The following is a 14,449-nucleotide window of genomic DNA, read 5'->3' on the forward strand; positions in this document are numbered from 1 at the left end:
AAGACCTGATCCTCGCCCTGCAGAACTACTGGGCAGCTCAAGGTTGTGTGGTGCTTCAGCCCTACGATATGGAAGTAGGCGCCGGCACTTTCCACACCGCTACATTCCTGCGCGCCGTCGGCCCGGAGACCTGGAACGCTGCCTACGTGCAGCCCAGCCGTCGTCCTGCCGACGGGCGGTATGGCGAAAACCCAAACCGCCTGCAGCACTACTACCAGTTCCAGGTGGTGCTCAAGCCGAACCCGGCCAACTTCCAGGAGCTGTACCTCGGCTCGCTGAAAGCCATCGGCCTGGATCCGCTGGTCCACGATATCCGCTTCGTCGAAGACAACTGGGAATCGCCGACCCTGGGCGCCTGGGGCCTGGGCTGGGAAATCTGGCTCAACGGCATGGAGGTGACCCAGTTCACCTACTTCCAGCAAGTGGGCGGCATCGAGTGCTACCCGGTCACCGGTGAAATCACCTATGGCCTGGAGCGCCTGGCCATGTACATCCAGGGCGTCGACTCGGTGTACGACCTGGTGTGGGCCGATGGCCCGTTCGGCAAGGTCACCTACGGCGACGTGTTCCACCAGAACGAGGTGGAGCAGTCGACCTACAACTTCGAGCACGCCAACGTCGAGAAGCTGTTCGAACTGTTCGACTTCTACGAAAGCGAAGCGAACCGCCTGATCAAGCTGGACCTGCCGCTGCCGACCTATGAAATGGTGCTGAAGGCTTCGCACACCTTCAACCTGCTGGATGCCCGCCGCGCCATCTCGGTGACCGAGCGCCAGCGCTACATCCTGCGTGTCCGTACCCTAGCCCGGGACGTGGCGCAAAGCTATCTGCAAGCCCGCGCACGCCTGGGCTTCCCGATGGCCACCCCTGAACTGCGTGACGAAGTGTTGGCGAAGCTGGAGGCTGCACAATGAGTGCTCAAGATTTCCTGGTTGAACTGGGCACCGAAGAGCTGCCACCCAAGGCCCTGGCAACCCTCGGCGACGCCTTCCTGGCCGGCATCGAGAAGGGCCTGCAGGCCGCTGGCCTGAACTACACCGGCAAGCAGGTGTACGCCGCGCCGCGCCGCCTGGCCGTGCTGATCCGCCAGCTCGACGTGCAGCAGCCAGACCGCAGCATCAACATCGACGGCCCGCCCATGCAGGCTGCTTTCAAGGACGGCGAGCCGACCCAGGCTGCCCTGGGCTTTGCCAAGAAGTGCGGCGTGGAGCTGTCGGAAATCGACCAGAGCGGCGCCAAGCTGCGCTTCTCCCAGCACATCCCGGGCAAGGCCACTGCCAGCCTGCTGCCGACCATCGTCGAGGATTCGCTCAACGACCTGCCGATTCCCAAGCGCATGCGCTGGGCGGCCAGCCGTGAAGAGTTCGTGCGCCCGACCCAGTGGCTGGTGATGCTGCTCGGCGACCAGGTGGTCGACTGCACCATCCTGTCCCAGCAGGCCGGCCGTGAATCCCGTGGCCACCGTTTCCACCACCCGGAAAACGTGGTCATCACCACCCCGGCCAACTACGTCGAAGACCTGCGCAAAGCCTACGTGCTGGCCGACTTCGCCGAGCGCCGCGAGCTGATCGGCAAGCGTACCGCCGAGCTGGCCCTGCAGCAGGAAGGCACTGCCATCGTGCCGCCGGCGCTGCTGGACGAAGTGACCGCGCTGGTCGAGTGGCCGGTGCCGCTGGTGTGCTCGTTCGAGGAGCGTTTCCTCGAGGTGCCGCAGGAAGCCCTGATCACCACCATGCAGGACAACCAGAAGTACTTCTGCCTGCTCGACAGCGAAGGCAAGCTGCTGCCGCGCTTCATCACCGTGGCCAACGTCGAGAGCCGTGACCCCAAGCAGATCGTGCAGGGTAACGAGAAGGTCGTGCGCCCACGCCTGACCGACGCCGAGTTCTTCTTCAAGCAGGACAAGAAGCAGCCGCTGGAAACCTTCAACGAGCGCCTGAAGAACGTGGTGTTCCAGGCTCAGCTGGGCACTGTCTACGACAAGGCCGAGCGTGTGTCCAAGCTGGCCGCGTTCATCGCCCCGCTGATCGGCGGCGACGCCCAGCGCGCCGGCCGTGCCGGCCTGCTGTCCAAGTGCGACCTGGCCACCGAGATGGTTGGCGAGTTCCCTGAGATGCAGGGCGTTGCCGGTTACTACTACGCGCTCAACGATGGCGAGCCGCAAGACGTCGCCCAGGCCCTGAACGAGCAGTACATGCCGCGCGGTGCTGGCGCCGAGCTGCCGCAGACCCTCACCGGTGCGGCCGTGGCCATCGCCGACAAGCTCGACACCCTGGTCGGCATCTTCGGCATCGGCATGCTGCCCACCGGCAGCAAGGACCCATACGCCCTGCGCCGTGCCGCCCTGGGCGTGCTGCGCATCCTGATCGAGAAGCAGCTGGACCTGGACCTGACCACCGCGGTCGAGTTCGCGGTCAAGCAGTTCGGTGCCAAGGTCAAGGCCGCCGGCCTGGCCGAGCAGGTGCTGGAATTCATCTTCGACCGCCTGCGTGCGCGCTACGAAGACGAAGGCATCGACGTTGCCACCTACCTGTCGGTACGTGCCCTGAAGCCGGGCTCGGCCCTGGACTTCGACCAGCGCGTGCAGGCCGTGCAGGCCTTCCGCAAGCTGCCGGAAGCCGAGGCCCTGGCCGCGGTGAACAAGCGTGTGTCGAACTTGCTGAGCAAGGCCGAAGGCGCCATCGCCGAGCAGGTCGAGCCGAAGTACTTCGACAACGCCAACGAGTTCTCCCTGTACTCGGCCATCCAGCAGGCCGACCAGGCCGTGCAACCGATGGCTGCGGCACGCCAGTACAGCGAATCGCTGGCCCGCCTGGCCGCCCTGCGCGACCCGGTCGACGCCTTCTTCGAGGCGGTGATGGTCAATGCCGAGGACGCCAAGGTACGCGCCAACCGTTATGCCCTGCTCAGCCGCCTGCGCGGCCTGTTCCTGGGCGTTGCCGACATTTCGCTGCTGGGGTAAGCCTTGAAACTGCTGATTCTCGATCGTGACGGGGTGATCAACCAGGACTCCGACGCCTACATCAAGTCGCTGGAAGAGTGGATCCCGATACCCGGCTCGATCGAGGCGATCGCGCAGTTGAGCAAGGCGGGCTGGACGGTGGCCGTGGCCACCAACCAGTCCGGCATCGCCCGTGGCTACTACTCGCTGGCAACCCTGGAGGCCATGCATGCGCGCTTGCGCGAGCGGGTGGCCGAGCAGGGCGGTGAAGTGGGCCACATCGTGTACTGCCCGCACGGGCCAGACGAAGGCTGCGCTTGCCGCAAGCCCAAGCCGGGCATGCTGCGGGCGATTGCCGAGCACTACCAGGCCGACCTTCACGGCGTGTGGTTCGTCGGCGACAGCACGGGTGACCTGCAGGCCGCCCTGGCCGTCGGAGCTCAACCGGTGCTGGTGAAAACCGGCAAGGGCGAGCGGACCCTGGAAAAAGGCGTCGGTGAAACTACACTGATTTTCGACGATCTGGCAGCTATCGCCAGAGAACTAATTTAAACAATGCGCCTACGGGCGCATTTTTCTCAGGCGGGCACGCCCCGCAACGGTACTTGCCACTATGTCGATCCTGCAGGCGATCAGAATCTTTCTTTTTTACCTGCTGCTGGGCACCAGTTCGCTGTTGTGGTGCTCGCTTAGCTTCTTCGTTGCGCCTTTTTTGTCGTTCCCCAAGCGCTACAAGTTCATCAACGTCTACTGGTGCCGCTGCGCGTTGTTCTTGAGCCGTACCATTCTGGGCATCGACTACAAGATCACCGGTGCGCAGAACGTGCCCAGCGAGCCTTGCGTGATTCTTTCCAATCACCAGAGTACCTGGGAGACGTTCTTCCTGTCGGCGTACTTCTCGCCGCTGAGCCAGGTGCTCAAGCGTGAGCTGCTGTACGTGCCGTTTTTCGGCTGGGCAATGGCCATGCTGCGGCCGATCGCGATCAACCGCGACAACCCCAAGGAAGCCCTGCGCCAGGTCGCCAGCCAGGGTGACGAGCTGCTCAAGCAGAAGGTGTGGGTGCTGATCTTCCCGGAAGGGACGCGCGTGCCGTTTGGCACCGTGGGCAAGTTCTCCCGTGGCGGTACCGCGCTGGCGGTGAATGCCGGGTTGCCGGTGCTGCCGATTGCGCACAACGCTGGCAAGTTCTGGCCGAAGGCTGGCTGGGGCAAGCGCGCAGGCACCATCGAGGTGGTGATCGGCGAACCGATGTACGCCAACGGCACTGGCCCTCGCGCCATCGCCGAGCTCAACGACCGCGCTGCCGCCTGGAACGAGGCGACCCAGCGGGCCATGGGGTCGCTGCCGCCAGTGGATGAAAAACCGCAGGAGCAGATGGCTTGAGCTTCTGTGGATAAGTTGTTAGCAATTTTTGGACTAAATGCCGTAAGTGATAGCTAAGTAGTTGAATTGGCTGTTTATTTCTCTGTATGACATTTTTCCGAAAATCGTGCATAAGTTTTTTCGAGGCATAAGAAAACCGGCTTTTACAGCCGGTTTTTTTATGGGTTTCGATGGCCTCATCGCACCTGTGGGAGCCGGCTTGCCGGCGATAGGGCCCACCTCAGATCTTGTCGATATCCACATCCTTGGTTTCTTTGAGGCAGAAGATCCCCACCACCAGGCTGATCCCGGTCACCAGCACCGGGTACCACAGCCCATAGAAGATATCCCCGGTATACACCACCAACGCAAACGACACGGTCGGCAAAAAGCCCCCGAACCAGCCGTTGCCGATGTGGTAGGGCAGGGACATCGAGGTGTAGCGGATGCGCGTGGGGAACAGCTCGACCATCACCGCCGCCAATGGCCCGTAGGTCATGGTGGCAATCAGGATCATCGCCACGATCAGCACCACCACCATCACCTGATTGACCTGCGCCGGGTCTGCCTTGGCCGGGTAGCCCGCCTGTTCCACCGCCGTGCGCATGGCGGCTTCGTCGAAGCCGTTGATGGTCTTGTCGCCAATGTTCACCACGACCTGGCTGCCCGCCACATCCACCGAGCTGTAGGGCAGGCCCTGCTTGACCAGGAAGGTCTTGACCTTGTCACACGGGCTGTCGAAACGCGCCTTGCCCACCGGGTCGAACTGGAAGGTGCAGCTCTGCGGGTCGGCGGTGACGACGATGGGCGCCTGGCGGCTGGCAGCGTCGATCTGCGGGTTGGCGTAGTGGCTGAGCGCCTTGAACAGCGGGAAGTACAGCACCGTGGCCAGCAGCAGGCCGAGCATCAGGATCGGCTTGCGCCCGATGCGGTCGGACAGCCAGCCGAAGAACACGAAGAACGGCGCGCCGATCACCACGCTGATGATCAGCAGGGTGTTGGCCTGGGCCGGGTCCATCTTGAGCATCTGGGTCATGAAGAACAGCACGTAGAACTGCGCGGTGTAGAAGGTCACGGCCTGCCCGGCGTTGATGCTGAACAGCGCAGTGAGCACCACCTTGAGGTTCGGCCAGGAGGTGAACGACTCACGGATCGGCGACTTGCTGACCTTGCCCTGGGCTTTCATTTTCACGAAGGCCGGCGACTCGTGCATGCTCATGCGGATCCAGGTGGAAATCGCCAGCAGCACGATCGACAGCAGGAACGGCAAGCGCCAGCCCCAGGTTTCGAACTGGTCGCCACTGATGTAGCGGCTGCCCAGCACCACCAGCAACGACAACAGCAGGCCGAGGGTGGCCGTGGACTGGATGAACCCGGTGTGGAAACCGCGCTTGCCCGCTGGCGCGTGCTCGGCAACGTAGGTGGCGGCACCACCGTATTCGCCGCCCAGGGCCAGGCCCTGGAGCATGCGCAGCACCACCAGGATGATCGGCGCAGCGATGCCGATGCTGGCGTAGGTAGGCAGCAGGCCGACCGCGAAGGTGGACAGGCCCATCAGCACGATGGTCACCAGGAAGGTGTACTTGCGCCCGATCATGTCGCCCAGGCGGCCGAACACCAGGGCGCCGAAAGGCCGCACCAGGAAGCCGGCGGCAAAGGCCATCAGGGCGAAGATGAAGGCGGTGGTGTCATTCACGCCAGCGAAGAACTGCTTGCTGATGACTGCTGCCAACGCGCCATAGAGAAAAAAGTCATACCACTCGAAAACCGTCCCGAGGGATGACGCGAAAATGATCTTGCGTTCTTCACGGCGGCTGGGGCTGCTCGCCGTCGCCCCCTGCTCTTGGATGTAATCCGACATCGTTGCTGTCCTCGGCCCACAGGCCACAGTGATTATTCTTTTTGTTCCACTGTCGGCAGCCTCTGACCACAGCCGCCGGTACTGCACGCACCCGGGTCAGGGCGTCGGTATCGCGTCTTCGTTTAGGTAGGTCTGGGTAGCCGCTCCTTTGAGGATCAGTTGCGCCGCCTTCTCGGCGATCATCAGGGTGGGGGAACAGGTGTTGCCGGAGGTGATCTGCGGCATGATCGAAGCATCCGCCACGCGCAAGCCGGGTATGCCGTGAACGCGCAGCTGGTTATCCACAACGTCCAGCGCGCCGTTGCCCATGCGGCAGGTGCCCACCGGGTGGAAGATGGTGGTGCCGATCTTGCCGGCGGCTTCGAACAGTTGTTCTTCGCTCTGCAGCGCCGGGCCCGGCAGGTATTCCTCGGGGGCGAAGGCGGCCAGGGCAGGGGCCTGGACGATGCGCCGGGTGATGCGAATGGCATCGGCGGCGACGCGCAGGTCCTGGGGGTCGCTCAGGTAGTTGGGGTCGATCAGCGGGGCGCTGTGCATATCTGCGCTGGCGATGTCGATGCGCCCGCGGCTTGCCGGTCGCAAATTGCACACCGACGCGGTAAAGGCCGGGAACTGATGCAGCGGCTCGCCGAAGCGCTCCAGCGAAAGCGGTTGCACGTGGTACTGCAGGTTGGGCGTGGCCTGCTCGGGGCTCGAGCGCACGAACGCGCCGAGCTGGCTTGGCGCCATGGCCAACGGGCCGCTGCGGTCGTACAGGTAGCGCAGGCCCATGCCCATCTTGCCCCACAGGCTGTTGGCCATCTGGTTGAGGGTGCGGGTGTTGCGGATCTGGTAGATCAGGCGCAGCTGCAGGTGGTCCTGCAGGTTGCCGCCTACCCCGGGCATGTCATGGCGCACGGCGATCCCCAGGCTCTGCAGCAGCTTGCTCGGGCCGATGCCCGAACGCTGGAGGATGCCAGGCGAACCCACGGCACCAGCGCACAGAATGATCTCGCGGCGCGCGGCAAACTCATGCCAGGCGCCTTGCCAGCGGGCTTTCACTGCCCGCGCACGGGTGTTGTTCAGCAGTACCTGGTCGACCTGCACGTCCGTGAGCACGGTGAGGTTGGCGCGGCCTTTTATCGGCCGCAGGAACGCCTTGGAGGCATTCCAGCGCACGCCGCTGCGCTGGTTGACCTGAAAGTATCCACAGCCCTGGTTGTCACCGGTGTTGAAGTCGTCGACCTTGCCGATGCCGGCCTGCTCGGCGGCATCGCGGAAGGCATCGAGGATCGGCCAGCTGTAGCGCTGGCGCTCGACCCGCCATTCACCGTCGCCGCCATGGTGCTCGCTGCTGCCGGCAAAGTGGCTTTCGCTGGCCTTGAACAATGGCAGCACGTCTTTCCAGGCCCAGCCATCGTTGCCTTGCTCGGCCCAATGGTCGTAGTCGGCGGCCTGGCCGCGCATGTAGATCATGCCGTTGATCGAGGAACAGCCGCCCAGCACCTTGCCCCGCGGGTAACCCAAGCTGCGACCGCCCAGGCCGGGTTGTGCCTCGGTCTTGAAGCACCAGTCGGTGCGTGGGTTGCCGATGCAGTAGAGGTAACCGACGGGGATGTGAATCCAGGGATAGTTGTCGCGGCCGCCCGCTTCGAGCAGCAATACCCGGCAGGTGGGGTCGGCGGACAAACGATTGGCCAACAGGCAGCCGGCGGGTCCGGCACCTACGACCACGTAATCGAAGACAGAATCGGCTGACGGCATGTGCAACCTCGCGCCTGATTATTGTTCTTGTCGTCCTACATCTTATTGATTAATTTCGCAGAGGAAACACGAGATTTCGCGCAGCCGTTGTGCGTTTTAGCACAGCGGTAAGCCTGTACCGGCCCTATCGCCGGCAAGCCGGCTCCCACAGGTTCACCACATGGCTCAAAGCCTGTGCCTTACCTGTGGGAGCCGGCTTGCCGGCGATAGGGCCGGAACGAACAGCACAAAGGGACAAGCATGTTCGACTGGAATGATCTGCGGTTTTTCCTCGAGTTGCAGCGCAGCGGCCGCCTACTCACTGCCGCCAAACGCCTCAACACCACCCACAGCACCGTTGCCCGGCATATCGAAAGCATCGAGAAAAGCCTCGGCACGCCGCTGTTCGTGCAGCATGCCCAGGGCTACGAGCTGACCTCGTCCGGCCAGGCACTGCTCAAGCACGCCGAAGCCATGGAAAACGTCGCCCTGCTGGCACAGGAAGAAATCACCCAGGCCATCACCCCGCTGGGCAAGATCCGCCTGGGCGTCACCGAAGGCATCGGCATCATGTTCTTCACACCGCGCATGGGCGAGCTGTTCGAGCGCTACCCGGGCCTTGAGGTGGAACTGGTGGCCGTGCCGCGCTTCGTCAGCATCCTCAACCGCGAAGCGGAAATCAGCATTCACCTGGAACGGCCCAGCGCCGACCTGTTGATCACCCGCAAGCTCACCGACTACCGCCTGGCGCTGTATGCCAGCCAAGCCTACCTGGACCGCGCCCCGCCACTGCGCCACCGCGAGGATTTGGCCCAGCACAGCTGGATCGGCTACGTCGATGACCTGTTGTTCAGCCAGGAGCTGCTGTTTCTCAACAGCTTCTGCCGTTCACCCAACGTCGCCTTTCGCAGCACCAGCGTGATTGCCCAGCAGACCGCCGCCCGCGCAGGGCTGGGCATTGCCGTGCTGCCCAACTACATGGCCCGCCACGACCCCACGCTGGTGCGCGTGCTGCCCAGCGAGACCATCCAGCGCAGCTACTGGATCTGCACCCGCCGCGAGCTGCACAAGTCGGTGCGCCTGCGGGTGGTGTGGGACTACCTGCTGGCGCTGTGCGCGGCGCAACAAGGCGAGCTGTTAGCCGAATAGCGCCTTGCCGGCCAACAGCAACGCCGCCGACCAGCCGGCCACGGCAAACATCTGCTGCAGGCGTGGCCCGGCGAGCTTGGCGGCCAGCGGCCGGGCCGCCAGCAAGCCGAGCACCGCGCCGACGGCGAACGGTGCACCCACGCGCCAGTGCATCACGCCTGCCAAGCTGGCGCTGACCACACTGCCCGTGGACACCAGGGCGATCACCGCCAGCGAGGTGGAAACGATGCTTTTCATGCGCAAGTTGGTGTAGCGGTTCAACGCCGGAATGATCACGAACCCGCCCCCCACGCCGAGCAAACCGGACAGCAGCCCGGACAGCGCCCCGGTGAAAGCCAGGGCCCGTGCGCACGGCAAAGTCCAGCGCAAGCGGCCTTGCAGCGGGTTGAGCACGCAGGGTTCGATGTAGCGGTGAGCTTCCGACGCTTCGCCGCGCAGCTCCTTGGCTGCCTTGCGCCAGATGCGCAAGCAGGCATATACCAGCACTGCGGCGAACACCAGGGCCAGGGGCGTGTTGGGCAAGCGGTGGGCGAGCATCAAGCCGAACGGCGCTGCCGCGATGCCGATCACGGCGATGAACAGGGCAGCGCGATAACGCACCAGGCCCTGCCGCAACCCCAGCACTGCGCCCACGGCCGCCGCCATCCCCACCGCCAGCAACCCGATCGGCGCCGCTTCAACCATCGACAAGCCCAGGCCGAACACCAGCAGCGGCACCGCCAGGATGCCACCGCCGGCGCCAGTCAGCGCCAGCACCGCACCGATGATGGCGCCGAGCGCGGCGCCCAACAGTTCGTGTTCGATCACTGGCGTGCCTCGACCAGCGGCTGCGGCCGAGCCAACCACTCACGCCCCTTGAGCATGCCCTGCCAATACAGCGGTGGCAGCACCCGCGCCTTGAGCAGCCAGGCCAGGCGGGTAGGCTTGCGGCCGTCGAGCAGCCAGCGCGGGAAGCTGGGCGCGACCTTGCCGCCATAGGTGAACTCGGCCAGCACGATCTTGCCGCGCTCGACGGTCAGCGGGCAGGAGCCGTAGCCATCGTACTGGGCCAGGGTCGGCAGCCTGCCGAGCGCCACCAGCACATTGTTGGCCACCACCGGTGCCTGCTTGCGGGCAGCGGCGGCGGTCTTGGCGTTGCTGGTGTTGGCCACGTCGCCCAGGGCATGAACATTGGGGAACTGGCGATGGCGCAAGGTCTGCGGGTCGACGTCGACCCAGCCGGCGGCATCGGCCAACGGGCTCTGGCGGATGAAATCCGGGGCGACCTGCGGCGGTACCACGTGCAGCATGTCGAAGGCTTCGATGCGGGTTTCGCTGCTGCCGTCGGCGAGGGTGCGGGCGAAGGTCGCGCGCTTGTTGGGGCCATCCACCGCCACCAGGCGGTGGCTGTAGTTGAGGTCGACCCCGTACTTGTCGATGTAGGCCATCAGCGCCGGTACATAGTCGGGCACGCCGAACAGCACGGCGCCGGCATTGAAGAAGCTGGCCTTGACGTTACCCAGATGGCCGTGGCGCAGCCAGTGGTCGCACGACAGGTACAACGCCTTTTGCGGCGCGCCCGCGCACTTGATCGGCATGGGCGGCTGGGTGAACAGCGCGCGGCCCTGCTTGAGGTTTTGCACCAGCTGCCAGGTGTAGGGCGCCAGGTCGTAACGGTAGTTCGAGGTCACGCCATTGCGGCCAAGGGTTTCGCTGAGCCCGGCAATGGCCTCCCAGTCGAGCTTGAGGCCAGGGCAGACCACCAGCTGTTCGTAACTGATGGCGCGGCCGTCTTCGAGCATCACCAGCTGGGCCGACGGGTCGAAGCCCTGAACGCGAGCCTTCACCCAGTGCACACCACGGGGGATGGCCGAGGCCATGGTGCGGGCGGTGCTTGGCGCCTTGAACACGCCCGCACCGACCATGGTCCAGCCGGGCTGGTAGTAGTGCACGTCGGCGGGGTCGATGAGCGCGATGTCCAGCGACGGGTCGCGGCTGATCAGGCTTGAGGCGGTGGCGATACCGGCGGCGCCGGCACCGACGATGACCACTTTGTGGTGGTCGGCATGAGGGGAGGACAACAAGGCAGGCATGACGGAATTTCCTGGATTTCTAATGATGGAGCAGGGCAGTCAGAGCTTGTTCAGCGGGATCTTCAGGTAGCTCACGCCGTTTTCCTCGGGCTCGGGGAAATGGCCGCTGCGCATGTTCACCTGCACCGAAGGCAGGATCAGCACCGGCATGTCGAGGGTCTTGTCGCGGGCTTCGCGCATGGCGACGAAGCTGTCCTCGTCGATGCCGTGGTGGATGTGGATGTTGCTGGCGCGCTGCTCGGCCACGGTGGTCACGTAGCGCATCTGACGGCCACCTGGCAGGTAGTCGTGGCACATGAACAGCTGGGTCTGGTCGGGGAATGCCAGCAAGCGGCGGATGGAGCGATACAGGGTGCGGGCGTCGGCACCGGGGAAGTCGCAGCGCGCCGTGCCGTAGTCGGGCATGAACAGGGTGTCGCCAACGAACACCGCCTTCTCCCCGGCATCGGTGACCACATAGCTCATGCAGGCGGGGGTATGCCCAGGGGTGTGCAGGGCGCGGGCATGCAGGTTGCCGATGCGAAACCCTTCCTCGTCTTCGAGCAGCACATCGAACTGGCTGCCATCGCGGGCAAAGCCAGGTTCGGCGTTGAACAGCGAGCCGAAGACTTTCTGCACCTGGGTGATGTGCGCACCAATGGCGGTATGCCCGCCCAGATGTTCCTTGAGATAGGCCGCCGCAGAAAGGTGGTCGGCATGCACGTGGGTTTCCAGCACCCATTGCACCTCGGCACCCAGCGCCTTTACCCGGGCAATCAGCAGGTCGGCCGAATCGGTGCAGGTGCGCCCGGATTTGGGGTCGTAGTCGAGGACGCTGTCGATCAGCGCGCATTTGCGCGTCTCGCCGTCCATGACCAGGTAGCTGATGGTCGAGGTCGCCTTGTCGAAGAAGGCTTCCACGTGAAGGTTGTTGCCAATGATCATCACGTTCTCCAATTTATCCACCGCACCTTGGCAGGCGCAGGCAGTGCCAGGAGGTTTATCAAGATGCATGCCAGGCCGCCCGGGCTGCAATGGCCAATGCAACCGGGCGCTGCTGACGCAGGGTTGGCCAGTATGGCAGCGCCATTGGCAGTCGACTGACAGCCAATGGCAGTGTTTGGCAGTCCTTGTTACCCTGCATCGGTCATCCATCGGTGCCGTCATGCCTGAATCCCGTTCCATCATCCTAGCCCTGGTTTCCTACCTCGAACACGATGCACTGCCTACGATCGTGCTGGATACCGACTACAACATCCTCGCGGCCAACGCGGCCTATCGCCGGTTGTTCGGCCGTGACCAGCAAGCGCCACTGGGCGAGAAGTGCCACCGCGTCTCCCATCACTACGCGGTGCCGTGCGACCAGGCCGGTGAGCATTGCCCGATGCGCAAAGCGTGGGACAGCAAAGTGCCGGAGCGGGTCCTGCACATTCATCACACCCCGCGCGGGCCGGAACACGTGGATGTGGAATTGCGCCCGATCCTCGATGAACAGGGCAGGGTGGTGGCCTTCGTCGAGCGCCTGACCACCGTCACCCTGGCCTCGGCGCAACCTCAGCAGCAAGGGCTGGTCGGGCGCGCGCCGGCCTTCAAGCATGCCTTGGCCAGCCTGCAGCGTGCGGCACCTGCGCAAATCCCGGTGCTGCTGCAGGGCGAATCGGGCACCGGCAAGGAGCTGTTCGCCCGCGCCATCCACATGGGCAGCCCTCGGGCCAATGGCCCCTTGGTGGTGGTCGACTGCACCGGCCTGACCGAGTCGCTGTTCGAGAGCGAATTGTTCGGCTACGAGAAAGGCGCCTTCACCGGTGCCAACCAGCGCAAGATCGGCCTGGCCGAAGCGGCCCACGGCGGCACGCTGTTTCTCGATGAAATCGGCGAAGTGCCGTTGGCCATGCAGGTCAAATTGCTGCGCCTGATCGAGTCCGGTAGCTTCCGCCCGGTTGGCAGCCTGCGTACCGTGCATTCGGATTTCCGCCTGGTGTCGGCGACGCACAAGCCATTGAAGCAGATGGTGGCAGAGGGCACGTTCCGGGAAGACCTGTACTACCGCATCAGCGGTTTCCCCATCCGCTTGCCCGCGCTGCGCGAACGTGTGGAAGACCTGCCGCTGCTTGCCGAAAGCCTGCTGCAGCGCATGCCAGGCAACCCGGCGCCGAAGCTGAGCCGCGAAGCGCAACAGCACCTTGAGCTGCATCCTTTCCCGGGCAATATCCGCGAGCTGCGCAACATCCTGGAACGGGCTCGCCTGTTTGCCGACGACGGGCTGATCCGGCCTGAACACCTGCCGGAAGATATAGGCCCGGAGCAGGTTCGCGGCCCTGGCGGCGGGCGAGGGCGCAATGGCCTGGGTGAGCTGGCGCAGGCGCTGGAGCAGTTCCAGGGGCCGCGCAGTGAGTTGGCGCTCCACCTAGGGATGAGCGAGCGCACCTTGTATCGGCGCCTGAAGGCGTTGGGGTTGTCCTAGCCCTTGCAAGATCGAGCAGCCAAAAAAAAAGCCCGCTTACGCGGGCTTTCTTTTGTGCGGTTTCTACACCTGATCAGAAGTCCAGGTTCGATACCGACAGGGCATTGCTTTCAATGAACTCACGGCGCGGCTCGACCGCATCACCCATCAGGGTGTTGAAGATCTGGTCGGCAGCGATCGCATCTTCGATGGTGACCTTCAGCATGCGGCGCACGGTTGGGTCCATGGTGGTTTCCCACAGCTGGTCCGGGTTCATCTCACCCAGCCCTTTATAGCGCTGGATGGTGTGGCGCTTGGTGGTCTCGTTCATCAGCCAGTCCAGGCCTTCCTTGAACTCGACGATCGCCTTGCGGCGCTCACCACGCTGAACATAGGCACCTTCGCCCAGGAGGCTGGACAGCTTGGCGCCGATGTTGACCACGGTGCGGTAGTCGTTGCTGCCGAAGAAGTCGCGGTTGAAGGTGATGTAGCTGGCCAGGCCGTGGGAGGTGATTTCCACTTCCGGCAGCCAGACATTGCGTTCCTTGTCTTCGCGCAGGCTGGCCTTGTACGCCAGGCCCGACTTCTGGCTGTTGTTCAGGCGCTGCTGGAAGCTGTCCAGCCAGGCCTGCATCACAGCATGGTCGCCCAACTGCTCGAGGGTGACTTCAGGCAGGTAGATGAAGTGCTCGGTCAGCTCTTCCGGGTACAGACGCGACAGACGCTTGAGGGTCTTCATCACGCTGCGGAATTCGTTGACCAGCGCTTCCAGCTGAACGCCGGAAACAGCTGGCGCCGATTCGTCCAGGTGCAGGCTGGCATCTTCGAGGGCCGACTGGGTCATGTACTCTTCCATGGCCTCGTCGTCCTTGATGTACTGCTCCTGCTTGCCTTTCTTGACCTTGTACAGCGGCGGCTG

General features: G+C 64.1%; 11 protein-coding genes and 1 pseudogene. 6 read left to right on the top strand and 6 right to left on the bottom strand.

Annotated features, from left to right (window positions below; all coding sequences use genetic code 11):
* The 4 genes from glyQ to B3E94_RS14215 form a co-directional block, all read left to right on the top strand.
* Positions 1-914 (top strand): glycine--tRNA ligase subunit alpha (gene glyQ / locus B3E94_RS14200; protein WP_286913999.1); only part of this gene is annotated, 914 nt, incomplete at its 5' end.
* Positions 911-2,962: a glycine--tRNA ligase subunit beta gene (gene glyS / locus B3E94_RS14205; protein WP_176511742.1), complete on the top strand. Its 2,052-nt coding sequence runs from the start codon at positions 911-913 to the stop codon at positions 2,960-2,962. The genes glyQ and glyS, both read left to right, overlap by 4 nt.
* Positions 2,963-2,965: 3 nt before the next feature.
* The gene (gmhB, locus tag B3E94_RS14210; protein WP_176511743.1) at positions 2,966-3,493 is read left to right on the top strand and encodes a D-glycero-beta-D-manno-heptose 1,7-bisphosphate 7-phosphatase; all 528 of its coding nucleotides are present in this window, start codon (positions 2,966-2,968) and stop codon (positions 3,491-3,493) included.
* A gap of 61 nt (positions 3,494-3,554) precedes the next feature.
* A complete protein-coding gene (locus B3E94_RS14215) occupies positions 3,555-4,325 on the top strand; it encodes a lysophospholipid acyltransferase family protein (protein ID WP_236236193.1) in 771 nt (256 codons plus the stop codon).
* Positions 4,326-4,545: 220 nt separating this feature from the next.
* Here the strand turns inward: B3E94_RS14215 and B3E94_RS14220 are convergent, their stop codons facing one another.
* Positions 4,546-6,165, bottom strand: coding sequence for an MFS transporter (locus B3E94_RS14220; RefSeq protein WP_176511745.1), 1,620 nt, complete (start codon positions 6,163-6,165; stop codon positions 4,546-4,548).
* A 96-nt stretch (positions 6,166-6,261) separates the two neighbouring features.
* Positions 6,262-7,908: a GMC family oxidoreductase gene (locus B3E94_RS14225; RefSeq protein ID WP_176511746.1), complete on the bottom strand. Its 1,647-nt coding sequence runs from the start codon at positions 7,906-7,908 to the stop codon at positions 6,262-6,264.
* A gap of 240 nt (positions 7,909-8,148) precedes the next feature.
* On the opposite strand from B3E94_RS14225, the gene B3E94_RS14230 reads away from it, so the two are divergent.
* On the top strand, positions 8,149-9,036 hold the full coding sequence (locus B3E94_RS14230; RefSeq protein ID WP_176511747.1) for a LysR family transcriptional regulator: 888 nt from the start codon (positions 8,149-8,151) through the stop codon (positions 9,034-9,036).
* On the opposite strand, the gene B3E94_RS14235 is transcribed toward B3E94_RS14230, so the two are convergent.
* From B3E94_RS14235 to B3E94_RS14245, 3 genes are read right to left on the bottom strand one after another with little or no spacing between them, the layout of a single operon-like run.
* Entirely contained in the window at positions 9,025-9,843 is an 819-nt protein-coding gene (locus B3E94_RS14235; protein ID WP_286914001.1) for a sulfite exporter TauE/SafE family protein, read from the bottom strand. The genes B3E94_RS14230 and B3E94_RS14235 overlap by 12 nt on opposite strands.
* Positions 9,840-11,108 (bottom strand): NAD(P)/FAD-dependent oxidoreductase, encoded by a 1,269-nt coding sequence (locus B3E94_RS14240; RefSeq protein ID WP_286914002.1) that lies wholly within the window; start codon positions 11,106-11,108, stop codon positions 9,840-9,842. The genes B3E94_RS14235 and B3E94_RS14240 overlap by 4 nt, the downstream gene beginning before the upstream one ends.
* Before the next feature lie 39 nt (positions 11,109-11,147).
* Positions 11,148-12,032 (bottom strand): MBL fold metallo-hydrolase, encoded by an 885-nt coding sequence (locus B3E94_RS14245; RefSeq protein ID WP_286914004.1) that lies wholly within the window; start codon positions 12,030-12,032, stop codon positions 11,148-11,150.
* 220 nt (positions 12,033-12,252) lie between these two features.
* Here B3E94_RS14245 and B3E94_RS14250 point away from each other — a divergent pair, with 220 nt between their 5' ends.
* Positions 12,253-13,551 (top strand): sigma-54 interaction domain-containing protein, encoded by a 1,299-nt coding sequence (locus tag B3E94_RS14250; RefSeq protein WP_286914006.1) that lies wholly within the window; start codon positions 12,253-12,255, stop codon positions 13,549-13,551.
* A gap of 73 nt (positions 13,552-13,624) precedes the next feature.
* Here the strand turns inward: B3E94_RS14250 and gyrB are convergent.
* Positions 13,625-14,449 (bottom strand): annotated as a pseudogene (gene gyrB, locus B3E94_RS14255) (DNA gyrase subunit B); the annotation flags it as partial.

The sequence above is a fragment of the Pseudomonas sp. UBA6315 genome (assembly GCF_002438125.1).
Classification (GTDB): Bacteria; Pseudomonadota; Gammaproteobacteria; order Pseudomonadales; family Pseudomonadaceae; genus Aquipseudomonas; species Aquipseudomonas faucium.